This is a genomic window from Paenibacillus sp. CMM36 (assembly GCF_053570945.1).
In genome coordinates this window covers 36,602-62,175 of the sequence record NZ_JBSEDY010000020.1, presented here as the reverse complement: position 1 = coordinate 62,175, position 25,574 = coordinate 36,602, and the positions used below count along the sequence as shown (strand labels likewise).

The following is a 25,574-nucleotide window of genomic DNA, read 5'->3' as shown; positions in this document are numbered from 1 at the left end:
GTTCGTCCTGAGCCAGGATCAAACTCTCCATTAAAGACCAACCGAAGCTGGTTTATAGAAAGAGCGATAAGCTCATTTTGAAACTGACGAGATAAAAAATATCTCTTGTTTGATTTTGCGAACAAAACCATTTTACTCACTCGTTGTTCAGTTTTCAAAGATCAAACATTCTTTTCTGTTGATTAAGTTTATCGCTTCATCAACTCTTATATCGTATCATGTCCGAACCAACTTTGCAAGCATTTTTTAAAATCTTTTTTTGTAACACTCGCTCGCTATTGTATTTCTTGGCCGGAATTAGAGTATACCACTCTGAATATTTAAATGCAACCCTTTTTTAATGAATTGTTTTTACTATTTGTATTGTTGTAATGAGATCCTGTGTACTCCTGTACTTTTGCCCAATGGACTTAGTTACCGCATCTAAGAACGCCGTGAGATCCATTCATTCACCTATCTCGGACATGTGTGTTGCTATTACAACTCAAGTGCATATTCTGTTTTTTCTTTAATATTGATGATTTGACAAAGAAAGGATGGGTAAAAAAGATAAGGAGCTAGCAACAAACCATACGATGCAGCTTTGTTGCACGCAACTTTAGGTAATGATTAATTATAGCTATATAGAGGAGTAGATTTTCTAATGAAACAACGAAGGCGAACATGGACGAGAATTGTGTTTCTTATCATCTCTTGCTTACTACTTTTCGTGATCTCTGGATTTGTGTATGAGTGGATTGCATCCAAAAAGGATAAATCACAATACCCGCCTCCGGGGGAATTAGTCGATGCCGGGGGCTATCGACTTCATATTCGTAAACTCGGTAATGGCTCTCCGACAATATTGCTTGAATCAGGGAGTGGGGAAAGTAGCCTGTCCTGGAGGGATATTCCTGAAAAGCTGTCATCATTCGCCACTGTTGTATCCTATGACCGGGCAGGCTATGCCTGGAGCGAGGAGGCTGCTACTCCACGAACCGGGGAAAACATCGTTCGGGAGCTTCATCTCGCCTTAAAAAACGCAGACATCCAAGCTCCTTATATCCTGGTAGGCCATTCTCTCGGAGGGATGTACTCAAGACTGTACGCGCAGACCTACAAAGACGAAGTGGCAGGATTGGTTCTGGTGGATGCCAGGCCTGAGAATGACGCTCGCCGGACAAATGAGATCTATGCCAAAGAACGACCTAAGGTCAATCCCTCCCCGTTAATATCCATTCTCCTAGAAAAGTCAGGAGCATTTCGCCTGTTTCCCAATTTTATGCTAACGGGTCGAGTCGAATATCAAGATAGAAACTCTTTTGTGAATATTGTCGCTTCTTCTAAGTACTTTCGATCTGTTGCGGAGGAAGGTGATCTAGCAAGCACTACCGAAGATGCCATACGGGGACAGCATCTGGGCAACCTCCCTGTACGTGTAATTGCCCGGGGCGTTCAACAAGATTTGACTCAGTTCGGTATTAGTAAGCGCGGAAATGATCAGATCGAACAAAGCTGGCAAATGGGACAGCGCGAGATGCTTAACATCTCTACAAACAGCAAATTTATTGTTGCCAAGAAGAGCGAGCATATGATCATCCATGATCAACCGGAGCTTGTCATCCAGGTCATCCGTGAACTCATCACCGACACCAGTCATTTTCAGTCAACCATGTCTAAAACATACACAGATGATTAGGGACTTTATATGTTAAGGACAGCATAAAAAAACAAAAGACGCCCGAGTTCCTTCTATATAAAGGAATCCGGGCGTCTTTGCTACCCTACACTATTCTCGTTGATTGATCTTAGGACAGAATAGGCTTGTTTTTAGATGAAGCTTCTGCAATTTTACCAAGTATTTGTTTCAGTACTTTAGCATTTTCCCCGACAAAACCGGAATCAAGCAGCACATCATGCGTTCCGATGACTTCGTATTCTTTGTATTGACCATGCGTCGCCTTTTGCCATAACAATTTATCTAATGATGTATCCGGACCAATACTATCATCCTCTGCAATCAGAGCATGGATATTCGCATGAACTTCACCTGCGTTAATAAGCTCATTGCGGTAGGTGGAGTAAACCAACATTTTGTCCATGACTCGCTCCCTGTCGGCTGGATCGGCGAGGAATACTTTGTACTGCTCCCTAATGCTATCCAGCACCGTCTCGACAATCTCTTCAAGCTCCTCAGGTGTCGATTCATCCTTGGACATCTTTCTCATAGCATCTACCATAATAATGTCACCAACATGGTAGCCTCGGCTTTCCATAGCTTTAGCTACCTCGAAGGCGAGATTTCCTCCAAGTGAGTATCCAAGGAATACATATGGGCCCTCGGCTTGAATGTTCACGATGGCATCGATGTATCGATCCAGCATATCTTGGCCCTGGAAACGATCGCCGATAAATTCCATACCGTACACCTCGCAAAGCCCATCCAGCTCCTTGGCCATCTCATAGTACCCCAGAGAGTGACCTACCCGAGGAGGGAAGCAAAATACTTTAAGCGTTCCTTTCCCTGGGAAGTGGATAATTTCCATTTCTTGTTCGTCGGCAGTAGTTGTTGCCTGCAGCTTGAAAATTTCATGCGCCATTTCTTCCACAGTTGGCAGATTAAACACGGCCTGGAGTGGGAGATGGACGCCCATATTAGACGAGATCCTTTGGATCAAGCCCAATACTTTCAGGGAATGGCCCCCAAGGTCAAAGAAATGATCTCTGATCCCGATTTCCTGTACGCCGAGCACCTCGGACCAAATCTGAGCGAGCTCTACTTCTGTCTGCGTACGTGGCGCGATATACTCCGCTGTGCTCCGCAGAAGGATTTCTGGTGCCGGTAGCGCTTTGCGATCCAATTTGCCATTCGGATTCAGCGGCATTTGTGCGAGCTGTACGAAAGCAGACGGAATCATATAGCTTGGCAGCTCGCTGCCCAGTGCTTCGCGTAATACGCCCGCTGCGAGCCCTTCCTCGGCCACAAAGTATGCGCACAGCTGAGTACTTCCGCTGGAGTCAGCCAGTGCTAGAACAACCGCTTCCTGCACCGATGGCACCCTCAGAATTTGTGCCTCCACTTCTCCCAGCTCAATGCGGTAACCCCGGATTTTTACCTGGTGATCGATCCGTCCCAAATACTCAATATTCCCGTCTGGCAGCCATCGGGCCAAATCGCCCGTTCGGTAAATCCGTGCTCCCGGTTTGTACGGGTGAGGAATGAACTTCTCTGCGGTCAGGTCCGGCTGGTTGAAATACCCCCGCGCTACCCCTTCGCCTGCAATGCAGAGTTCTCCCGGTACCCCCACAGGTGATACCTGAGAAGCGCTGTCCATCATCCATACTTGGACGTTAGCGTACGGTTTGCCGATCGGCACATGCGTTAGAGCCGCAGTCTCAGGGCTAGTTGTATATCGGGTCGCATATACGGCCGCTTCGGTAGGACCATAGATATTCTCCAGTACTGCGTGTGGAGATACTTTATAGTACTCTTCTACAAGTTTGGCAGGCAGCGTCTCGCCGCAGGCAAACAGGTATTTCAGAGTAAGGAATCCTTGGGTGCCGCTTTCTTTCAAGTATTGAACGAGCACACTGAGCATCGATGGCACCAAATTAAGATGCGTGATTCGGTTCGTATCCACAGCCTCCAGCAGTGCCATCGGGTCTTTGTCCACGCCTTGTGGCAGGATCACGAGAGTCCCCTGTCCAAAGAACCAGCAGAACAGCTCTGGCACAGAGAAGTCAAAGGTGAATGTCGTTTTGAGCAGGAAACGGTCGCCTGCCAACATCGGATATTCAGCTTCCAGCTGACTCAGCGTATGGACGGCAGAGCGGTGTTCAATCATTACACCTTTCGGCTTGCCGGTTGAACCTGACGTGTAAATGATATACGCCAGATGCTCCGGCCCCGCAATTGGCTCCAGATTCGAGCTATCCTCATGGTACGCCTGCGGATCATCAAGTGCCAGGATCGTGCCAGTGAACGGGAACCGATCTTTAAGATGGTTCTTCGTCAGCAGAAGCTTCGCCCCCGAATCCTCCAGCATGTGGCGAATACGGTCTTCTGGGAACTCCGGATCAATCGGTACATAGGCCCCACCAGCTTTTAGAATGGCATGGATACCAATGATCATCTCAAGCGAGCGCTCGACCATGATGCCAACTGGTTGGTCCGGTCTGACCCCTTGGGCACGCAGTGTACGTGCAAGACGGTTCGCCTGCTGATGAAGTTCTCCATAGGTAAGCTTCGTTTCTCCGTAAACAAGTGCTGTACGATCCGGTGTGAGCGCAGCTTTTTCCTCAAATATGCCGTGGAGGGTCTGCTCACGCGGATAAGGAGCTACTGTATCTCCCCACACCTCTATTATTTGTGATTTCTCTTCTGGCGTGATCAGTTCCAGCTCATCAATACGGATAGCAGGTTGTACAGATACGCTTGTCAGAATTCTCGTCAAGTGTCCTTGAATCCGTTCCACGCTCTCCCGGTTATAGACGCGAGCATTATATCGATACAAGAACTCCAGACTACGTCCCGGCAGCACAATAAGGTTAAAATCATAATTCGTCTGTTCAAACATCTGAACATCTGTAATTTTGTATTCAGCCTCTTCACTGGCAATTTTCTCTTCCAGATGCTCTTCTACCGGGTAATTTTCGAACACCATAATATGAGAAATCAAATCTTGCTTTTGTTCGCTCTGTGCTTGAATCTCATAGAGCGGATAGGAATCATAAGCATGTCCTGCCAAATATAATTCCTGCTGTCTTTTCATCACATGGGAGAACGTATCGCTTCCCTCGGCCTGAACCCGAACTGGAACTGTATTAATGAAGAGACCGATCATGCTTTCGATACCCGGAATCTCGGCAGGTCTTCCCGATACCACACTTCCGAAGACGATATCCTGGCTTCTATTGTAGCGCTGCAGCACGATTCCCCAGGCTGCTTGCATCAGCGTATTCATTGTCACCTGATGCTGTTTGGCCACCTGTTCCAGGCGATCGGTCAGTTCCGCATCCAACGTGAATACCAGCTTCTCCGACACATAGGCCTCTGCTTTTGCCGATGGCTGTGTGATGGCTTGTGGCAGCTTCGTCTGCTGCTCGTAGCCTTTCAGGTACCCTCTCCAGTAAGAGGATGCCTCTTCCTCGCCTTGTTTCTCCAACCATTGAATGTACTGGCTGTACGATGCTGCTACAGGAAGCTCAGGTTCCCTTTGCTCACGTAGAGCTCCGTATGTTTCAAACACTTCCTGGAGCACAAGTGGCATACACCAGCCATCCAAAATGATGTGATGAGAGCTCCACAACAGATGGTAATGCTCTTTTGCAGTACGTAGAATAGCAACACGCAGCAAGGCTTCATTCGCAAGATCAAAGCCTCTTGCTTTGTCTTGGGCAACATAAGCTGCAAGACGCGCTTCTATTTCAGCGGAATCCAGCTCATGCAAATCCTCGTATACGAAATCGCATGCTCTTTCTTTGAACACAATCTGTATAGGGAAATCGCCCCATCCAGCATGGAAATTCGTTCTCAATATGGCATGCCGTTTCATCAGTTGCTGTAAGCTGCGTTTGAAAACCTCAGGATAGAACACTCCCTGAATTTCAAATGTGGCCTGCTCAAAGTAGACCTCTGAATGAGCCTCCAGCAAGCTGTGGAACAACATCCCCTTTTGCATCGGCGTCAGTTTATACATATTCTCAATACTACCGATATGCCGTGTCTGCTCTTCTAACTCCTCAATCTTTTCCAAGCTGATATCTTTGAGGAGTACATCGCTTGGTGTTAGTTCTGTTCTTTCCTTACTTACGCAATGTCCAATGACTTCACTAAGACAGTTCTTCAGAATGCCAACAAACTTAGCCACGGACTCCCCGTGGAACTGATGATGGTTATAGCTGACCGAGAGTTGAAGCTGCCCTTCGGCAATCAGTCCATTAATGTTCAATGCCTGATGCTGCACCATCTGCTCACTGACCTCAGGTCCTACGGAGTAAGGCGATACTTCCATCGTCCCTCCTGCAAGATCCTGATCGAACTGACCCAAGTAGTTGAACGTAATCTCCGGTTCAGCCGAGAAGGAGGAGGTATCGGGACTGTCGCTTAAATATTTCAAAATCCCATATCCGACACCTTTGTTCGGGATACGACGCAAGCCTTCCTTTACATGCTTGATTCTGGCCCCGATCTCCAATTCCCCGTCCATCTCAAGGGCGACAGGGTATTGACTTGTAAACCAGCCTATTGTGCGAGTAATATCCAGTTCCGGTACAACAGGCTCCCGCCCATGTCCCTCCAGAAGGATGCCTACACGTTCGATTCCCGTCCACTCGTGAACAGCCATACCAAGGGCTGTCAGGAGCAGATCGTTGACCTCCGTATTGTAAGTACGGTTCGCTTCTTTCAGGAACTGCTCTGTCTCTTCTGGTGACCATCTGACCGTGATAGCCTCGCTATCCTTGATGAGAAGTGCGCCATCTACCTTGTCTTTGGGAAGAGGGACAAAGCCATCTCCTTCTACCTCTGCCCAATAGCTGAGTTCTTGTTCAGCCGCCGGGCTGTTAGCAAATTGTGTGATTCCCTCAACCCATGCACGGTACGAATCCGTCTTCTGCGGAAGCTTGACTGCTTCTCCACGTGCTGCCTGCTCGTAGCCTTCCTGCAGGTCCTCAAAGAGGATACGCCAGGATACGCCATCCACAGCCAGATGATGAATAACGATCAACAGATGTTCGCCTTCCGCACAGCGGAACAGACCCAGTCTAAAGAGAGGTCCATCCTCCAGAGAGATGCTGCGCTGAATGGCTTCCGCACCCGCTTCTATTGCTGAAGCCGGGTCTGTCTCATCCCGCAGGTCGTGGATTTGGAGGCTATAGAGTTCACCCTCACCTACGCTCCGGTTCCAGGCCTCCAATCCCTGCTCTCCTTGGCGGAACACCAGTCGTAAAGCATCATGATGCTCTGCAATTGTCCGAACAACCTCGGCGAGCGCATCGGTATTGAAGCCATCCCGTCGGTACAACATGACCGACTGATTAAAGTGATGCAGATCCATTGACTGTTCATCGAAGAATCTGTGCTGAGCAGGTCCCAGTCTTACCGATCCGTGTACCTCGCTTTGGTCCGCAATTCGGCTGACCACACTAACGCGCTGCGCCAACTCTGCAATTGTCGGATAACCGAACAAATCCTTCATTTCAAGCTTGTAGCCTGCTTGAAGAAGCCTTGAGGATACTTGAATGGATTTGATCGAGTCACCTCCAAGTTCAAAGAAATTATCATGAATGCCGACAAGCGGCACGCCAAGTACACCTTGCCAGATTGAAGCCAAAATGTTCTCCACATCCGTCCGCGGAGCGGTAAAGTCTGCTCCCGCCTTTATACCCGAGTTCGGTTCAGGCAGTGCCTTGCGATCCAGTTTGCCATTCGGTGTCAGAGGCATCACGTCCAGTTGTACGAAGTAAGACGGAATCATATATGCAGGCAGTCCGGCAGACAGTTCGTTTCTCAGCTCGCTGACAGACATTTCGCGATCCGCTACAAAGTAAGCACACAGAGACTTCTGTCCATTGGCGTCTGCCCACGCAACAACGAGAGCTTCCTCGACAAGGGGCATATCCAGCAACTTGGCCTCAATCTCACCAAGCTCAATACGATAGCCCCGTATTTTGACTTGATGGTCAATACGCCCAATGTACTCAATGTCTCCATTAGGAAGGCGACGAGCCAAATCTCCGGTGCGATACATATTTCCTTCCGCAGCGAACGGATTCCTAATGAATTTTTCTGCGGTAAGATCCGGACGGTTCAGGTATCCACGGGCTACTCCGTCCCCGGCGATGTACATTTCGCCCTCCACACCTAACGGTACGAGACGAAGCTGTTCATCCAGGATATGAATGTATATATTGTCTGACGGCAAACCAATCGGTACGGATTCCCGTGTATCCTTCGCAGGATCGTACAGGTGAATCATGCAGCCGACGACCGTTTCGGTTGGTCCATATTCATTGTAGATTTTGATATTGCCACCAAAGAGGTCGGTAATCGTTTTTGACAAATGTGTGGTCAGATTCTCTCCACCCACAATAAGCTGCTGAATGCGACTCTCTACCGGGATGGTCATATCTTTAATCAGACTGAGATGCGTCGGCGTCAGCTTGAGAATATCCACCGCATTTTCGCGCAAAATATGCTGAACAACCTCCGCTTTATCTATACCATCATAAATCCGTACTATTCCTCCATTTATTAACGGAGTAAACATTGATGTCATCGTCAAGTCAAACGAAATGGACGAATACAGCGGGAAGTCCGTTGGTTGCCCTGCACAATAGACTTTATTGGCCCACCAGATGTAGTTCACGATTCCTTTATGGTTAATCATGGTTCCCTTCGGATTTCCTGTTGTACCCGAAGTATAGATTAGATACACCAAATCGTTTCCTCTCACAGGAATATTAGGATTATTCACTCCAGCTCCGTAGATGTGCGGGGCATCCAATTCCATAACCATTCCCTCAAAGGCCGCTAGTTTCGTCAGGTGGCTCTGTGTGAGCAGAATCTCAGCGCCAGAGTCCTTCAGAATATACTGAATCCGCTCCTGCGGATATTCAGGATCAATCGGTACATAGGCTCCGCCCGCTTTGAGTACCCCCATGATGGCAACCAGCAGTTCCACTGACCGATCCGCCAACAGCCCCACTACTTGTTCACTCCGTAGTCCTTGGGCTATCAAGGTGGAAGCTAGTCTGTTCGCCTGCTCGTTCAGCTCCCGATATGTGATCTGGATGTCGCCGCTTATTGCCGCGATCTTATCCGGCGTACGGGCCACCTGTTCCTCAAACAAGGTATGCAGGCCCTGATCACTTGGGTAGACATGAGCCTTGCCACCCCAGTCAAGCAGGTTTGTCCGTTCCTCAGATGTTACAATCTCCAGGTCCTGTATCGTCGCTTGCGGATGAGTAGCTACCTGATCGAGCATTTGCAATAAATGTCCTCCGATTCGCACAATGCTTTCTTGCTCGTAGACCGAAGCATTGTAGCGAATGCAGACCTTAATGTCTTCGCCTGGAATCACAACCAGGTTAAAGTCATAGTTGGTTTGTTCAAACATGGTGAAGTTGGCAACTTCGAGATTGTCCTCCGTTTGATTACCCGATTGCTCCACCTGTTCGTCGAGCGGGTAATTTTCAAAGATCATAATATGAGAAATCAGGTCCTGCTTTTGGGTTGTTTTCCCCTGAATCTCATACAGTGGATAGGTATCGTAGACACGACCAGCCAATGATTGTGCCTGTGTACGTTTCATTACCTCGACGAAAGCCTCGTCTTTGGATGACTGTACACGGATAGGTACTGTATTAATAAACAGACCCACCATATTCTCGATCCCTGCAATCTCAGCCGGTCTACCCGACACAACGCCGCCGAAAACGACATCCGAGCTGGCATTATAACGTTGAAGAATCAGTCCCCAAGCTGTCTGCATGAGTGTGTTGACGGTCACGTGATTGCGCTTCGCGACAACATCCATTTTACCGGTCAAAGATGCACCCAGATGGAGAACATGCTCTTTTAGGACATAGCCCGCTTCTTTGGCTTGAGATTTCGTTTTACCTTCCGGCAATACGGTATTCCCGTCATAATCTTCGAGATATTGGCTCCAATATGTTGAAGCTTCTTGATCATCCTGTGCATCAAGCCACTCGATATAACGGCTATAGGGCTGAGCTGGCGGCAGGACAGGCTGTAATTGCTGTTTCTTGGCAGAATAATAATCGAACAGCTCCTGTGTAATGATCGGGATACACCAGCCATCCATAACAATATGGTGGAAGCTCCACAATACAAGACAGCTTTGATCCTTCTGCAAGACGGTCACTCGCATCAGCGGATCATCTGACAAGCTGAACCCCTTAACCATATCTTCAGCAATATAAGCCTTGATCCGGGCTTCTTGTTCCTGCATAGATGCGTCGCGCAAATCTACGTAGTGCAGAGGGATTAACCGTTGCTTAAAGACAACTTGCAGCGGTACATCCGCAATGTTGTTGTAAAAGCCGGTACGTAGTATGGCATGTCGTTGCACCAAAGCCTGGAAGCTCTCGAAGAAGATATCTACATCGAAGCTGCCACGCATCTCAAACGTTGCCTGTTCGAAGTATGAAGAGGAATCCGGCTCCAGCAGGCTGTGAAACAGCATGCCCTTCTGCATTGCCGTCAGCTTGTACACATCCTCAATCTCTCCGATATGAGCCGTCTGCGCCGTAAGTCGATCAAGCTGCTCCAATGTTAATCCTTGGAACAGAACATCACTAGGTGTAAGCTGTGAACACTCCTGAGCTACACAATGCCGGATGACCTCACTAAGGCTTGACTGTAATAATTCAGCAAAATGACTCACCGTCTCGTTACGATACTGCCTGTTGCTGTACGTAATCGTCAGTGATAGCTGTCCTTCAGCAATCATGCCATTCACATCCAGAGCATATTGCTGTGGTGTGAGATCGCTGAGCGCCTTACCGACTGAATGTGTAGACAAGCTAAGAGCATTCCCCTCCAAATCCTGGTCAAACTGTCCAAGGTAGTTGAAGGAAACTTCTGGTTCTACGCTGAATCGAGTGTCTTTTTCCGGTGCCATATATTTCAGCAGACCGTAGCCGATACCTTTGTGCGGAACCTCTCGCAAATTCTCCTTGATGCGCTTGATCCGGGTAGATACTTCCTGCCCATCTTGCAGGTTCAGCAGAACAGGGTACTGAGTTGTGAACCAGCCCACGGTACGGGTAATATCCAGATCTGGTATGATCATTTCCCGTCCATGTCCTTCAAGGTTAACCAGAACCTGCTCCATGCCTGTCCAGCGCTGAATAGCTGCTCCCAGAGCAGTCAAGAGTAAATCATTCGTCTCCGTATGATAAGCCCGGTTTGCTTGTCGCAACAGCAGCTCTGTTTCTTCAGCAGACCACGTTACCGTAACCGACTCGGTATCCCGAACGGTGCCTGGCTCCTGATCCTTATCCTTGGGCAGTGGAGCCAGAAGCGTCTCCTCAATCTGCTGCCAGTATGAACGCTCCTCGTCCAGGGCAGGACCTGCTGCATACTTCGCCGCTTGCTCGGACCATACAAGATACGAATCGGTCTTTTGCGGAAGAACAATCGTTTGTCCATTCAACGCCTGCTCGTATCCTGTTGCAATGTCTTCAAACAGGATGCGCCAGGACACACCGTCAACCAAGAGGTGATGAATGACAATCAACAAATGATCGCCATCTTCACAATGGAACAGGCCTAGCTTGAACAGTGGGCCACCTTCCAAGTCAAAGCTTGCCTGAATGGCATTGGCTTGGGCCTGAACCGCAGCTGTCTGGTCTTCCGCCTGCCGCATATCAGCAATGTCCAATGTGTAGAGCTCGCCTTCATCCGTTCCCCGATTCCAAGCTGCGTATCCAGCTTCTGTAGGCCGGAAAACCATGCGCAGCGCGTCATGATGGATCGCAATTTGGTCCATTGTCAATCGGAGTGCAGCCTCATCAAAGCCGTCTTTCCGATAGAGCATGACGGCATGATTATAATGGTGCGGCTCCGCTGTATGGCGTTCAAAGAACCAGCGCTGAATTGGCATTAACTCTGCTGCACCTTTAATTTCGCCCTGTTCGGCTGTACGTCCGGCTGCCTGAAGATACGGGCTGAGCTCGGCAATTGTCGGATATTTGAAGAGATCCTTCATCTCTAATTTATATCCAGCTTGGAACAATCTCGAGGACACTTGAATCGCCTTGATGGAGTCACCACCCAGGTCGAAGAAATGATCGTGGATGCCGACCTGCTGTGCTCCCAGCACACCTTGCCATACGGAAGCCAAAGCTTCCTCAGCCTTCGTCCTTGGCGGTTCATAAACCGCTCCAGTCTGCACATTGGCCTCCGGAGCCGGAAGCGCTTTGCGATCCAGTTTGCCATTTGGTGTCAAAGGCAGCTGTTCCAATTGCATAAAGTAAGATGGAATCATATAAGCCGGCAGTTCGGCAGCCAAGGCTTTTCTCAACTCTCCTACCGTCAGCATCTGATCGGCTGTGAAATAGCCGACAAGCACTTTTTGTCCACTTCCATCCTCTTGGGCGAGCACAACGGCCTCTCTTACAGACGGAGCATGGAGCAGCTTCGCTTCCACTTCGCCTAGCTCAATACGGTAACCACGGATTTTTACCTGATGGTCAATCCGTCCCAAATACTCCATGCTGCCATCCGGCAACCAGCGTGCCAAGTCACCCGAGCGGTACATACGCTCGCCTGCTTCGAACGGATGAGCGACAAACTTCTCTTCCGTCAATTCCGGTCGGTTCAGATAACCTCGCGCCAGACCTACGCCCGCCACATAGAGTTCACCTGGAATGCCAATCGGCTGTGGACGGCGTTGTTCATCCAAAATGTACGCTCGCAGCGTCGGAATCGTGGTGCCGATATTGCTGCGGCCCTGTTCAATTTCCAACTCTGTAATTTCCTTGTAGGTTACATGCACGGTCGTTTCGGTAATGCCGTACATGTTAATGAGCTGCACTTGCGGATACTTCGTTCTCCAGTCCTTGAGCAGGGCCGGAGCTAATGCCTCTCCACCGAAGATAATCATACGGAGGCTCAGTTCTGCCGCCTGATGACCGAGCTCTTCCTGTAGCAACTGGTAGAAGTAAGTCGGTGTCTGGTTCAAAACGGTGACCTTCTGATCCTTAAGCAATTGTAAGAAACGATCTGGACTCTTCGCGGTAAGCGATGGAACGATGACCAACCGTCCTCCGTTCAGCAATGCTCCGTACATTTCCCATACAGAGAAGTCAAAACAGAATGAATGGAACAGTGTCCACGTATCCTGAGGACCAAAGTCAAACATATTTTTATCATTAAAGAGCAAGCGAACTACATTTTTATGCTCAATCAGTGTTCCCTTTGGCTTGCCTGTCGTACCCGATGTGTAGATGACGTAGGCAAGATTCCCCGGTCCGGCTGCAGACTCCAGGTTTGAGACATCCTCCTTGTAGGAAGCCGTTTTGTCCAGACTTACGATATCCCCGGCGAAGGAGACCCGTTGCTCCAGATGCGCTTGTGTCAGCAGTAGCTTGGCTCCTGAATCCTCAAGCATAAAGCGAATGCGGTCTTCTGGATATTCAGGATCTACAGGGACATAGGCCCCGCCTGCTTTCAAGATGGCTAAAATTCCGACCACCATTTCAAGGGAACGATCCGCCATGATTCCAGCCAAACCGTCTGGTTGCAAACCACGTTCCCTCAGCGTTCGGGCAAGTCCATTGGCCCGCTCGTTCAGCTCGATGTAGGACAGGGTCGCATCTTCACATACGACTGCCACTGCATTCGGAGTATGTGCGGCCTGCTCCTCGAACAGCGCATGGATCGTCTTGTCACGAGGATAATCTGCCTTGGCTTCGTCCGGCGCTTTCATCAGCCTTGATTTTTCCTGAGGTGTCACGATATCAAGGGATGACAACGGCAGTGCCGGATTGGCGATGGCTTCCCGAATAAGCTGTACAAAGTGGCCTGTCATCCGCTCAGCAGTCTCTTGCTTGTAGATCGCAGTCGCATACTCAAGCGTGCAGTTCAATACCCCGTCTGCTTCACTCACGGTCAGCGTAAGATCGAACTTGGCAGCCGGATGTACATTATCGTAAGGAGTGAAGCGCAATCCTTCTATTTCTTGTTCTCCCTGCTCGATATTTTGCAGGACAAACATAGTATCAAATAGCGGGTTACGGCTCAAATCACGCTGAAGCTCCAGCTTTTCTACCAGCTCCTCGAACGGGTAATCCTGGTTTTCATAGGCCCGCAGCGCTGTTTCCTTCACTTCCTGCAGATAAGCCTCGAAAGGCTTCTCTCCTTCTGGATAAGTACGAAGTGCCACTGTGCCGACGAACATACCGATGAGGCCTTCGAGTGTCGCATGGGATCTTCCTGCCACAGGTGAACCGACGATGACATCTTCCTGACCTGTGTACTTGTGCAAGAGCGCTGTATAGGCTGCCAGCAGTACCATGAACAGAGTGGAACCCGTTCGGGTAGCCAGCTCCTGAAGTGAAGCACTCAGAGAAGAATCAATTTGGAAGTCGATTCGATCGCCCGCAAAGCTTCGCACCGCAGGACGAACTTCATCTCCTGGCAAATCCAGCACTGGCAAGCTTCCGCGGAAAGCATCCAGCCAGTAAGCCTCCTGGGCCTTAAGACGCTCGCTTCCGAGCTGCTCTTGCTGCCATACCGCATAGTCTGTGTACTGGATCTGTAGCTCAGGAAGTACGTCCTCCTCTTGGTAGAAGCGGAGAAACTCTTCTATGAGAATATTCATAGAAACCCCATCTGAGACAATATGGTGCATGTCAAACAATAGTAAATGGCGCTCATGTGCAATTCGAATAAGGCCGACCCGCAGCAATGGAGCTACACCCAGATCAAAAGGACGGACGAACTGCTGAAGGGTAGCTCCTGCCTCTTCCTCGCTCAACTCCGCATATTCCACAGCAAACGGAACATCCGTCAGGAGCTGCTGTACAGGTTCACCGTTCACGGTCACAAAACGAGTACGCAGCGAACCATGACGATGAATCAGACGACGGAATGCCTGCTCTAGTCGTTCCCGATCCAAAGCTCCCTCAACGGTAAGAATACCTGGCATATTGTAGCTCAGCTCTCCACCTTCCAGCTGACTTAGAATAAACAGTCGTTTTTGGGCAGAGGACAATGGATAATGCTCTCTCGCTCCCGCTGTAGGAATTTCTTCGAAATTCAGCGGTGTATAGCCCTCAATAGCACGGGCCAATCCTTCAATAGTAGGAGACTCGAACACTGCTCTCAGACTAATCTCTCGATTCATTTCCTTGCGAATTCGTGAGACTAGCAGGGCTGCACGCAGTGAATGACCTCCAAAATGGAAGAAATTATCCTTCACTCCCGCATTCTCTACACCTAGCACCTCTTGCCAGATTTGGGCTAATTGCATTTCTACAGGTGTCTTTGGAGCCTCAGATGAAGCAACTGCCCATCCACGCTCGCCCTGCAGCGCTTTTCGATCGATTTTTCCGTTCGACGTCAGAGGCATATCGTCCATTTGTATGAAGCGGGAAGGGATCATATATCCAGGTAACATCTCCGACAGGACGGCCCGAAGTTCGGATACCTCAAGTTTCTGAGCGGCTACGAAGTAAGCGACTAGATCTTTGTAGCCATCATTGCCCTCTACAGCCATGGCCACGACTTCCTGAACGGACGGCACTCTGAGCATTTGTGCTTCTACCTCGCCTAGCTCGATACGGTAGCCGCGGATTTTGACTTGGTGATCTATTCGACCTAAGTACTCGATGGTTCCATTCGGTAACCAGCGAACCAAGTCACCCGTCCGATACATACGCTCTCCTGGAGCAAATGGATTGTCCACAAACTTCTCGTCCATTAACTCAGGCTGGTTATGATACCCCCGCGCTAACCCGATACCCGAAATGCATAGCTCTCCAGCTACACCGACAGGTTGCAATCTAAAATGGTCATCCAAGATGTACACACTATGGTTAGCAATAGGTCGTCCAATAGATACAATATCCGTTGCTCCCTCACTGTCCGGGACAGACCAGATTGTGGTGCATACGGAGTCCTCTGTTGGGCCATAGCCATTAGAGTAACGTACATGCTTCCTCCACTCTTCGATCAACTCGATCGATGCGGCCGATCCAGCGGTTAGCAAGCACCGCAGTGTTGGCAAACGCTCTGGATCAAGGTGGATAGCGTAAGCGGGTGGCAAAGTCGCTACCGTAATCCCCTTATCGTTCATGAACTGCTCGAACAGGGCATGATCTAAAATATCCTGTGGAGAAGGGATGCACAGAACAGCCCCGTGGCTCAGCGCCGTTAAAATTTCCGAAACCGATGCATCAAACGACAGGCTTGCAAACTGAACGATCCGATCCTGCGGTGTAACTTCGAAGTGTGTCCCGTATACGTCCGAAAGATTGGGTAGTCCCCGATGCTCGACTAATACGCCCTTAGGCTGACCCGTCGTACCTGAAGTGTAGATCACGTAAGCCAGATCATCCGGGCCGGCAGTAGCCTCCAAATTCGAGGTGTCGGCATCATAGGTCGATGATTCATCCAGCAGCAAAACATTTTCCGTCCATCCGAGATGCTCCAAGAGATGGGCCTGTGTAAGGATCAGCTTCGCCCCGGAATCTTCAAGCATGTAACTGATTCGTTCTTTCGGATACTCTGGATCGATTGGAACATAGGCACCCCCGGCTTTCATAATGCCGTAGATCGCAACGATCATTTCGAGCGACCGTGCAGCAATCAGTCCCACCAGATCTCCCGTCTTGATTCCCTGAGTACGGAGCCTTCTCGCCAGTCCATTGGCTTTTGCATTGAGCTCGGCGTAGGTCAGCATCTCGTCCCCAAACAAAAGGGCAGTCGCGTCTGGCGTTCGTCCCGCCTGTTCCTCCAACAGCCCGTGGAACGTGTTACATTGCTCGTAAATGCCTGGTGTATTTCCCCATACGTTCAGAATCTGTTCTTTCTCCTGCGGCGTGACTAATTCTAGAGCATCCACGGAAATTGCAGGATTCTCCACAATTTGTTCCATCAGGTGGAACAAGTGGCCCTTGATTTGCTCGATCGTGGCTGGATCATAGACGAGCGCATTGTATTGGAACAACAATCTCATCTCTTTGCCCGGTAGAACAATTAAGTTAAAATCGTAATTCGTTTGTTCAAGAAGCTCCGCTTCCTCAATCTCAAAGGCAGCCTCGCCACCACCCAGACGCTCTACTTCCTCTTCCACAGGATAATTCTCAAACACCATAATATGAGAGATGAGATCCTGCTTCTGATCCGTCTGAGCCTGAATTTCAAACAACGGGTAGGTATCATACATATGAGAAGCCATATATTGTTCCTGCTGCTGCTTCATCAGAACCGTGAAGGGGAGATTCTCCTCTGTCTTCACACGAACAGGAATCGTATTGATGAACAAACCAATCATCCGATCAATGCCCGGAATTTCTGCTGGTCTGCCTGATACTACACTTCCGTACACGACATCCCGGCTACCGTTATAGCGTTGAAGTGCAATGCCCCAGAGGGACTGCAGCAATATGTTCATCGTGACATGAGCATCCCTGGCCACCTTTTCAAGGCGCTCAGTTAATTCCTTGCTGAGAGGATAATTCAGCTTTTCTGCTACATAGCCTTCTCCCTTACTTGCTCCACCGACTTGAGGTAAAAGCGTCTGCTGCTCGTAACCGGCCAGATATCGGCTCCAATAGTTGGACGCAGCTGCTTCATCCTGCTGTTCCAGCCATTCGATATATCGACTGTACGGATGAACCTCTGCCAGCTGCGGCTCTCTTCCTTCCAGAAGGGCAAAATAGTGTTCAAATACCTCCTGCGTAATTAACGGAACACACCACCCATCCATGACGATGTGGTGAAAGCTCCATAAGAGACGGAAGCTCTCTTCATCTGTTTGTAAAATCGATACACGAAGAAGCTCGTCTTCAGCCAGGTTAAAGCCCCGTGCTTTGTCCTTAGCACCAAATGTCTTCAGGTAAGCCTCACGCTGCGATGCATTCATCTCCCGCAGGTCTTCGTACACCAATTTAGCGCCTCTGTGCCGAAATACAACCTGCAAAGGCTCGCTGCCCCATCCGCTGTAAAAGTTCGTGCGCAGGATGGCATGACGCTCCACCACTGCATCCAGACTGTGTCCGAAGGCGTTCGGATCAAAGCTACCTTTAAAGTCAAAAGCAGCCTGCTCAAAATAAGCGCCTGTACGCGGCTCAAACATATCATGGAACAGCATGCCCTTCTGCATCGGCGTCAGACTATATACATTCTCAATATCGCCAATGTGGCTCGTTTGCTTAGAAAGCTCCTCCAGGTCGGCAATGCTTAGACCTTTCGCAAGCACGTCGCTTGGTGTCAATACGGTTTTTTCTTGGGTTACGCAATGCTGAAGAAGCTCCCGCAGGCTTTCTTCAATATATCCAGCGAGCTGTTCCATCGTAGATGACTTATACTGTTTTCCGTTATAAGTAATCGTCAGAGTCAGGGCTCCGTCCGTCACCATGCCATTGATATCTAGCGTATAGGCCGGTTCCTCCAACAAGCTTTGCGCGCTTCCGGTCGGATAAGGAGAGATCTGCAATGAGCTTCCTTGCAAATCCTGATCAAATTGCCCCAGATAGTTAAAAGAAATCTCAGGTTGCAAGCTGAAGCTATCTTCATCCAACTGACTTGCCACCGTTTTGAGCAACCCGTAGCCAATACCTTTGTTCGGAATTCGGCGCAACCCTTCTTTCACAGACTTGATCAAGGAGGCCACTTCCGAGTTATCCCCCAAGTCTAAAATCACCGGATATTGACTTGTAAACCAGCCGACGGTACGGGTGATGTCGATATTCGGTATAATCGGCTCACGACCGTGCCCTTCCAGATTCACAGCAACCTTTTCGATCCCAGACCACTTGGATATCGCCATGCCTAGAGCAGTCAATAGCAGATCATTCGTCTCTGTTTGATAAGCACGGTGGGCCTTTCTCAACAATTGGTCGGTTTCTTCTATAGTCCATTGTGCTGTTACTACTTTGCTATCCTGTAAAAGAAGGCTTTCCACAGCCTCATCCTTCGGCAACTGTTCGAGTGGCTGATCCTCCAGCTCTCTCCAATACGCCCGATGAGTCTCCATTTCAGGGCCTTCCGAATAACGAGCAAGAGCGTCACCCCAGTCACGGAAGGAATCCGTCTTCTGCGGGAGTGTCAGTGCTTGGCCTTGAATCACCTGCTCATAGCCTGCTGCGATGTCCTCGAACAAAATCCGCCAGGATACTCCGTCCACCACCAAATGGTGGATCACGATCAGAAGGTGGTCTCCATCCTGGCAATGGAAAAGTCCTAACTTCAGCAGCGGGCCTTCTGCCAGATGGATACTGCGCTGAATGTCATCCGACAACGATGTAATGGCTGCAGTCGGATCAGATTCATTTCGTAAATCAGCGGTGAACAAGCTATAAAGCTCTCCTTCTTCAAGATCACGATTCCAAGCTTCGTAGCCATGCTCTGTCTGACGGAAAACCATACGAAGGGCGTCATGATGCTCAGCAAGTTTTCTCAGCACCTGATGCAAGGCCTTTTCCTCAAATCCCTGTTCACGATACAGCATAACCGCTTGATTGAAGTGATGAGGTTCTGCCTGCTTCCGTCCAAAGAACCACTGTTGGACTGGAGTCAAGCGAGTCGCTCCACGCACAATTCCCTGTTCAGCCATATGCACAGCCGTTTGTATTTCCGCGCCTAGCTCGGCAATGGTTGGCGATTTGAACAACTGCTTCATCTCTAACCGATAACCGGCCTGTAGTAGCCGTGATGACACCTGAATGGCCTTGATGGAGTCTCCGCCTAATTCAAAGAAATTGTCATGGATACCCACTTGTTCGGCACCCAGCACCCCTTGCCAGACAGATGCCAAAGCTTCTTCAGCCGGTGTACGAGGAGCTGTATACTTCCGTCCTGTATGCGCGCCTACTTGCGGAGCCGGCAGAGACCTGCGGTCCACTTTTCCGTTTGACGTTAATGGCATACGATCCATCTGAATAAAATAGGATGGCATCATATAGCCCGGAAGTACCTGCGATAGGGCAAGGCGTACTTCGCCTGCCGTGAGCGCACGATCCGCCACATAATAAGCGCAAAGCTGCTTCTCTCCAAGCTCATCCGCGCGAACGACCACTACGGCGTCGATTACTGACTCCACCTTGGCCAGTTGGGCCTCGATTTCAGGGAGTTCGATGCGGTAACCACGTATTTTGACCTGCTCATCAATTCTTCCTTTAAACTCCAAATTTCCATCTGGAAGCCAGCGTACCAAATCCCCAGTTCTGTAGCAGGGTTCTCCGTCCTTCACAGGACTAGGGACAAATTTCTCTGCTGTGAGATCAGGACGATTGAGATATCCGCGCGCTACACCTTCACCGCCGACAATGAGTTCACCCCAAGCACCAATAGGCTGTAATTGCAGCGATCCATTGACCACATAAGCGGTCGAATTACTAATTGGGCGACCAATCGGTACGACCCCTTCGGCACGACCTGGAATCTCGTAGGTGGTGGAGAAGGTCGTATTCTCTGTCGGACCATAGCCATTGATAGGGACAAGATCAGGATTAGCCTCGATTACACGATTCATATGAGATATGGACAGTACGTCACCGCCGACTAGTAATGCTTTGAGCCCTCTGAACAGGTACTCATCCTGCAGGGAAAGCTGATTGAAAAGCGGTGAAGTAAGCCACAATGTCGTAATCCCGTACTTGGCAATAGCTGCTTTGAGCCTATCGGCAATCAGAATGTCGTCATTCTCTACGAAATAGAGTTGCCCACCGTTAAGCAACGCTCCCCATATTTCGAATGTAGAAGCATCAAAGGCCACGGCTCCTGTTTGCAAAATTCGTGTGGATTCATTCAGCTCCACATAGTTGGTCTCTTTGACCAGACGAACCACGTTCCGGTGTTCAACCATAACGCCCTTCGGTCTACCCGTCGTACCCGATGTATAGATGACATAAGCAAGCCCCTGCGATCCTTGGGCAGTCTCCGGCTGGGCAGGTTCAGCTGCATAAGCCTCTTCACTGCTAAGATCGACAATCGGTATACCGTAGTCTACATTTATAAGCTCGCTCTTTTGCACCAATAATAGCTTGGCGTCGGAATCATTAAGCATATAACGCACCCGATCTTCCGGGTAATCAGGATCAATCGGCACATAGGCTCCACCCGCTTGAAGCACCGCGAGCATACCAATGACCATTTCGATGCTTCGTCCGCCCATCACGGCCACAGGCTGCTCCCTCAACGTTCCCAAACGACGCAGTGTTTGGGCCAGTCGGCTCGCCTTGTCTTCCAATTCAAGGTACGTTAGCTGGACATCGCCGAATACAAGCGCCGTCTGTTCCGGTGTACGCTTGACTTGTTCTGCGAACAGCTCATGAATGGTCTTGTGGCTTGGATAAGGAGTCGATGTCGCGTTAAATACTTCAACGATCTGTACTTTCTCCTCCGGTGTGATCATTTCTATCTCGGCCAGTTGCAACTGGGGATTGGCCGAGACTGCGTGCAGAATCCGGAGCAAGTGCGTTGCAAGTCGCTCTACACTTTCACGCCGATATAAAGCCGTACTATACTCGAGGCCAAAGGCTAATTTTGAGCCCTTCTCCTCTACATTGAGGGACAGGTCAAATTTGGCTGTGACGGTGTCCATCAAGTAAGGAGTAAAGTGCACTCCGTCCATTTCCTGCTCTTCCTGCTCGGTATTTTGTAATACCAATAGGGTGTCAAAGAGCGGATTGCGGCTGACATCACGTCCTACGCCCAGCTTTTCGACCAATTTTTCAAAAGGGTAATCCTGATGCTCAAACGCCTTGAGCGCTGTTTCCTTGATTTCCAGAAGATAATCCTGAAAGGTTTTATCTCCTGCCGGGTAGCTGCGCAAGGCCAGTGTGTTGACAAACATCCCGATGATGCCCTCAAGCTCAGCCTGCGGTCTTCCGGCTACTGGAGAACCTACGACGATGTCCTCCTGTCCTGTATATTTGTGCAGTAGTACCGAATAGGCGGCCAGCAATACCATATACAGTGTAGTACCTGTACGGGATGCAAGCTCTTGTATCGCCTTATTGCCAGACTCATCCAATGTAAAATCAATTCGGCTACCCTCGAAGCTCCGAACTGAAGGTCGTTGGAAGTCTGTAGGCAAATCCAATACCGGCAACTCTCCTTCAAAGGATTGCAACCAATATTCCTCAAGATCTTGCCATTGGTTCTCTGACTGTTCCCGTTGCCATACGGCATAATCCTTGTACTGGATGTGCAGCTCTGGGAGCTGTTCTCCTTGATACAAATGAGTAAGTTCCTCTATCAATATTTGAATAGAAACCCCATCTGAAATGATGTGATGCATATCAAACAGCAACAGATGACGCTCCTCCTGGAGCTTCACCAAGCTAACACGCAGTAATGGAGCCTGGCTCAGATCAAAGGCACGAATAAAGTTGTGAATGAGCGTATCCGTCTCCTCCACCAAAGCCTCTGTGTAGTTCAACGCAAACGGCACATTCCTATGCACACGCTGAACAAGCTCTCCATCCTGCATATAAAAGCCGGTTCTCAGGGATTCATGACGCTGGATCAGTGCCTGGAACGCAGACTCCAGCCGCGTGCAATCCAACGGTCCATCCACTGTGAAGACCCCTGGCATATTGTAGCTGAGCTCTCCCCCGTCCATCTGTCTCAGCACGTATAACCGCTTTTGCGCTGAGGACACTGGGTAAGCCTCGCTTTCCGTTGCCTGTGGGATGGATTCGTACATGGTCGGAATGTGTTTTTTCACAAGTTGCGCCAAGGATTCGACCGTAGGTGACTGAAACACCTCACGCAGCGAAATGCTACATCCCAATTCTTTGTGAATCCGTGAAACGAGCACTGTTGCCCGCAAAGAGTGACCACCAATTTCAAAGAAATTATCTCTGACACCGACACGAGCAACGCCCAAGATATCTTGCCAGATGAGTACCATCTGAGCTTCCACAGCAGTTCTCGGAGCCAAATAAGCCTCACCGGATTGTACGCTGCTTTCAGGAGCCGGCAACGCACGGCGATCCAGTTTGCCATTTGGTGTAAGCGGCATTTGCTCCAGCCGGACAAAATAAGAAGGAATCATGTAAGCGGGGAGTTCCGCCGCCAGCTGAGACCGCAATTCCCCCGGCGAAAGGTCACTGGAGGCTACATAGTAGGCGCACAGCAATTTTTGGCCCTGTTCGTCTTCCCGTGCGAGGACAATCGTTTCTCGTACGCTTGGAGCCTTGAGAATTTGGGCTTCTACCTCGCCAAGCTCAATTCGGTAGCCGCGAATTTTGACCTGATGGTCGATCCGCCCCAAATATTCAATATTGCCATCAGGCAACCAACGAGCAAGATCCCCAGTTCGGTACAGCCGCTCTCCCACCCGATACGGATGCTCAACGAATTTCTCAGACGTCAAATCCGGCCGATTCAAATACCCACGGGCAAGACCGTCTCCCGCAATGTATAGCTCTCCTGGAACCCCAACAGGCTGCAGGCGTCTTTGCTCATCGAGAATGTAAGCGCTAAGTGTGGGGATCGTTCTGCCAATATTGCTTTTCCCCGCTTCAATCTCATGTTCCGTGATTTCCTTATAGGTGACATGAACCGTTGTTTCCGTAATTCCGTACATATTAATCAGCTGCACATCAGGATACTTGACCCGCCAGTTTCTCAGAAGAGATGGACTTAAAGCCTCTCCACCAAAAATGATTTTTCTAAGGCCAAGCTCTGTCGAAGAGTGCATTAACTCTTCCTGTAGCACCTGATAAAAATACGTCGGCGTCTGATTTAAGATGGTGACTTGGTTGTCTTTCAACAACTCCAGGAAAGCTGCTGGGCTCTTGGCTGTGAGAGATGGAACAATCACCAATTTCCCTCCGTAAAGAAGCGCTCCGTACATCTCCCAAACGGAGAAATCGAAGCAGAACGAATGGAACAGCGTCCACGTATCCTGAGAGTTGAAGTCAAATAAATTTTTATCGTTAAAGAGCAGTCGAACTACATTTTTGTGTTCAATCAGCGTGCCCTTCGGCTTGCCGGTTGTACCCGACGTGTAGATGACATAGGCCAGATGGTTTGGTCCCGAAATGCTCTCCAGATTGGAGGCATCTCCTGTATACGTTACAGAATCGTCCAGACTCACAAGCTTTCCGTCAAAAGTGGTACTCTCCCACAGATGACTTTGGGTGAGCAACAGACGGACACCTGAATCCTCCAGCATATAATGGATACGCTCTTCCGGATAATCGGGGTCAATCGGTACATAGGCACCCCCTGCTTTCAAAATGGCCAACATCCCGATGACCATCTCCAAGGAACGGTCAGCCATAATCCCTACGAGCGTATCTGCCCCTACTCCCTCGGAGCGCAAATATCTCGCAAGCTGGTTAGCCTGCTCGTTTAGAGCTAGGTATGTAATGCTCTGCTCGTCCATCTGAACGGCTACGTGATCTGGCGTGCGCTCGGCTTGTTCTTCGAATAAGCCATGGATGGTCTTCTCACGTGGATAGTCAACTGTAGTGCCTTCCGAAAGAGCCAAAATGGATTGCTCTTCGGGTTCGCCCAATAAGTTTACCTCTGCGATAGAAAGCTGAGGTGAATGAATGATCTGCTCGGCGATCGTAAGCAACTGGGAAACCATGTCCTTAACTTCGCTGCGTTCAAACAGCTCCGTCCGATAATCGACATCCAGTACCAGTTCGCCTTCATCCAGGATCTCTACGATATGAAGTACGAAATCGTTCACTTCATCCCCGCAGAAATCATAATCTGTCAAAATACGCACATCATCCAAATCAACCCAATTGATAAGACGATATTCCATTGAAACGCCAAAAAGCCGCTGAATATCCTTGTTGCCATGCATTTCTCTAAGATCCTGAATTAACTGATTGTATGGATATTTCTGATGCCGCAGGATTGACATCTGATCTCTGGCTACATCCTGCACGAAGCTCAGCACATCCATATCCTTTTCGACGTATGTTCTGGCAGCAGCGGTGCTGACGAACATACCTATCTTTTGCTTCTCTTTTTTGTTCCCCCGGTTAGCGAACGAAGTTCCAATCACCACATCCGGCTGATTCGTCATTTTGTGTATGTAGATATACATCGCACCCATGAAGAACTGGAACAAGGAAATTCTGTTCTGTTGGCAAAATGCCTGCAGCTCGTGATACAGCACTTCTGGTACAGTAAAATGCTCCCGAACAGCGTGGGTGCTTAAAGACAATGGATTATATGACTTCCAACCCGTAAGCTCAGGCAAATCAGAAAATTTATCCAGCCAGTATGCCTTATCTTTCTGGTATCTGTCAGAAAGTTCGTATGCATTCTCATCTGCAATATATTCAATATACGAGCAATCGTCGCCCAGCTTCGGCTCATTTCCTTGAATTAACTCCATGTAAAACGCTGTTAGCTGATTGCCATAGACCACCATTGATATTCCGTCAGAAATAATATGGTGCATCTTGATATTAATCCAATACTCTTCCTCGCTAATCTTCACAATTAAAAACTGGAAGAGTTCAGAATCCAGCAGGGGCAAGGGTTTGCTTTTGTGTTGCTCAAGTAAGGCTTCCACTTCAGATATACTTTCATAGTGGGAAAGATCCAGGCACTCCAACTGTCTTTCTTCATAAGGAACGACATACTGTTGAGGCACTCCATCCACTGAGGTAATACGAATACGGAACGCATCATACTGTTTGATAATCAAATTAATAGACTGCATGAAGGCAGTGATATGGATATGCCCCTTCATCTTAGCTGTACCGGAAAGCTGTGACACTGACGTATCTGGGTAGAGTAATTCGGTATACCATATACGCTTCTGCGCATTTGTTAAATCATATAACTGCATGTCATTCATCTCATTCACTCCTATTCCATGATGTGAATATCCTCCCGCTGCACCTGGCAGTCAGGAGGA

Annotated in this window: 2 protein-coding genes; one reads left to right on the top strand and one right to left on the bottom strand. The window is 49.2% G+C overall.

Going from position 1 to position 25,574, the window contains the following annotated elements; translation table 11 throughout:
- The first annotated feature begins 643 nt into the window (after positions 1-643).
- Positions 644-1,678, top strand: coding sequence for an alpha/beta fold hydrolase (locus ACWA2B_RS25240; protein WP_449292765.1), 1,035 nt, complete (start codon positions 644-646; stop codon positions 1,676-1,678).
- Positions 1,679-1,787: 109 nt separating this feature from the next.
- Here the strand turns inward: ACWA2B_RS25240 and ACWA2B_RS25235 are convergent, their stop codons facing one another.
- Positions 1,788-25,514, bottom strand: a complete 23,727-nt coding sequence (locus ACWA2B_RS25235; protein ID WP_449292767.1) for a non-ribosomal peptide synthase/polyketide synthase — start codon at positions 25,512-25,514, stop codon at positions 1,788-1,790.
- Positions 25,515-25,574: the final 60 nt, after the last annotated feature.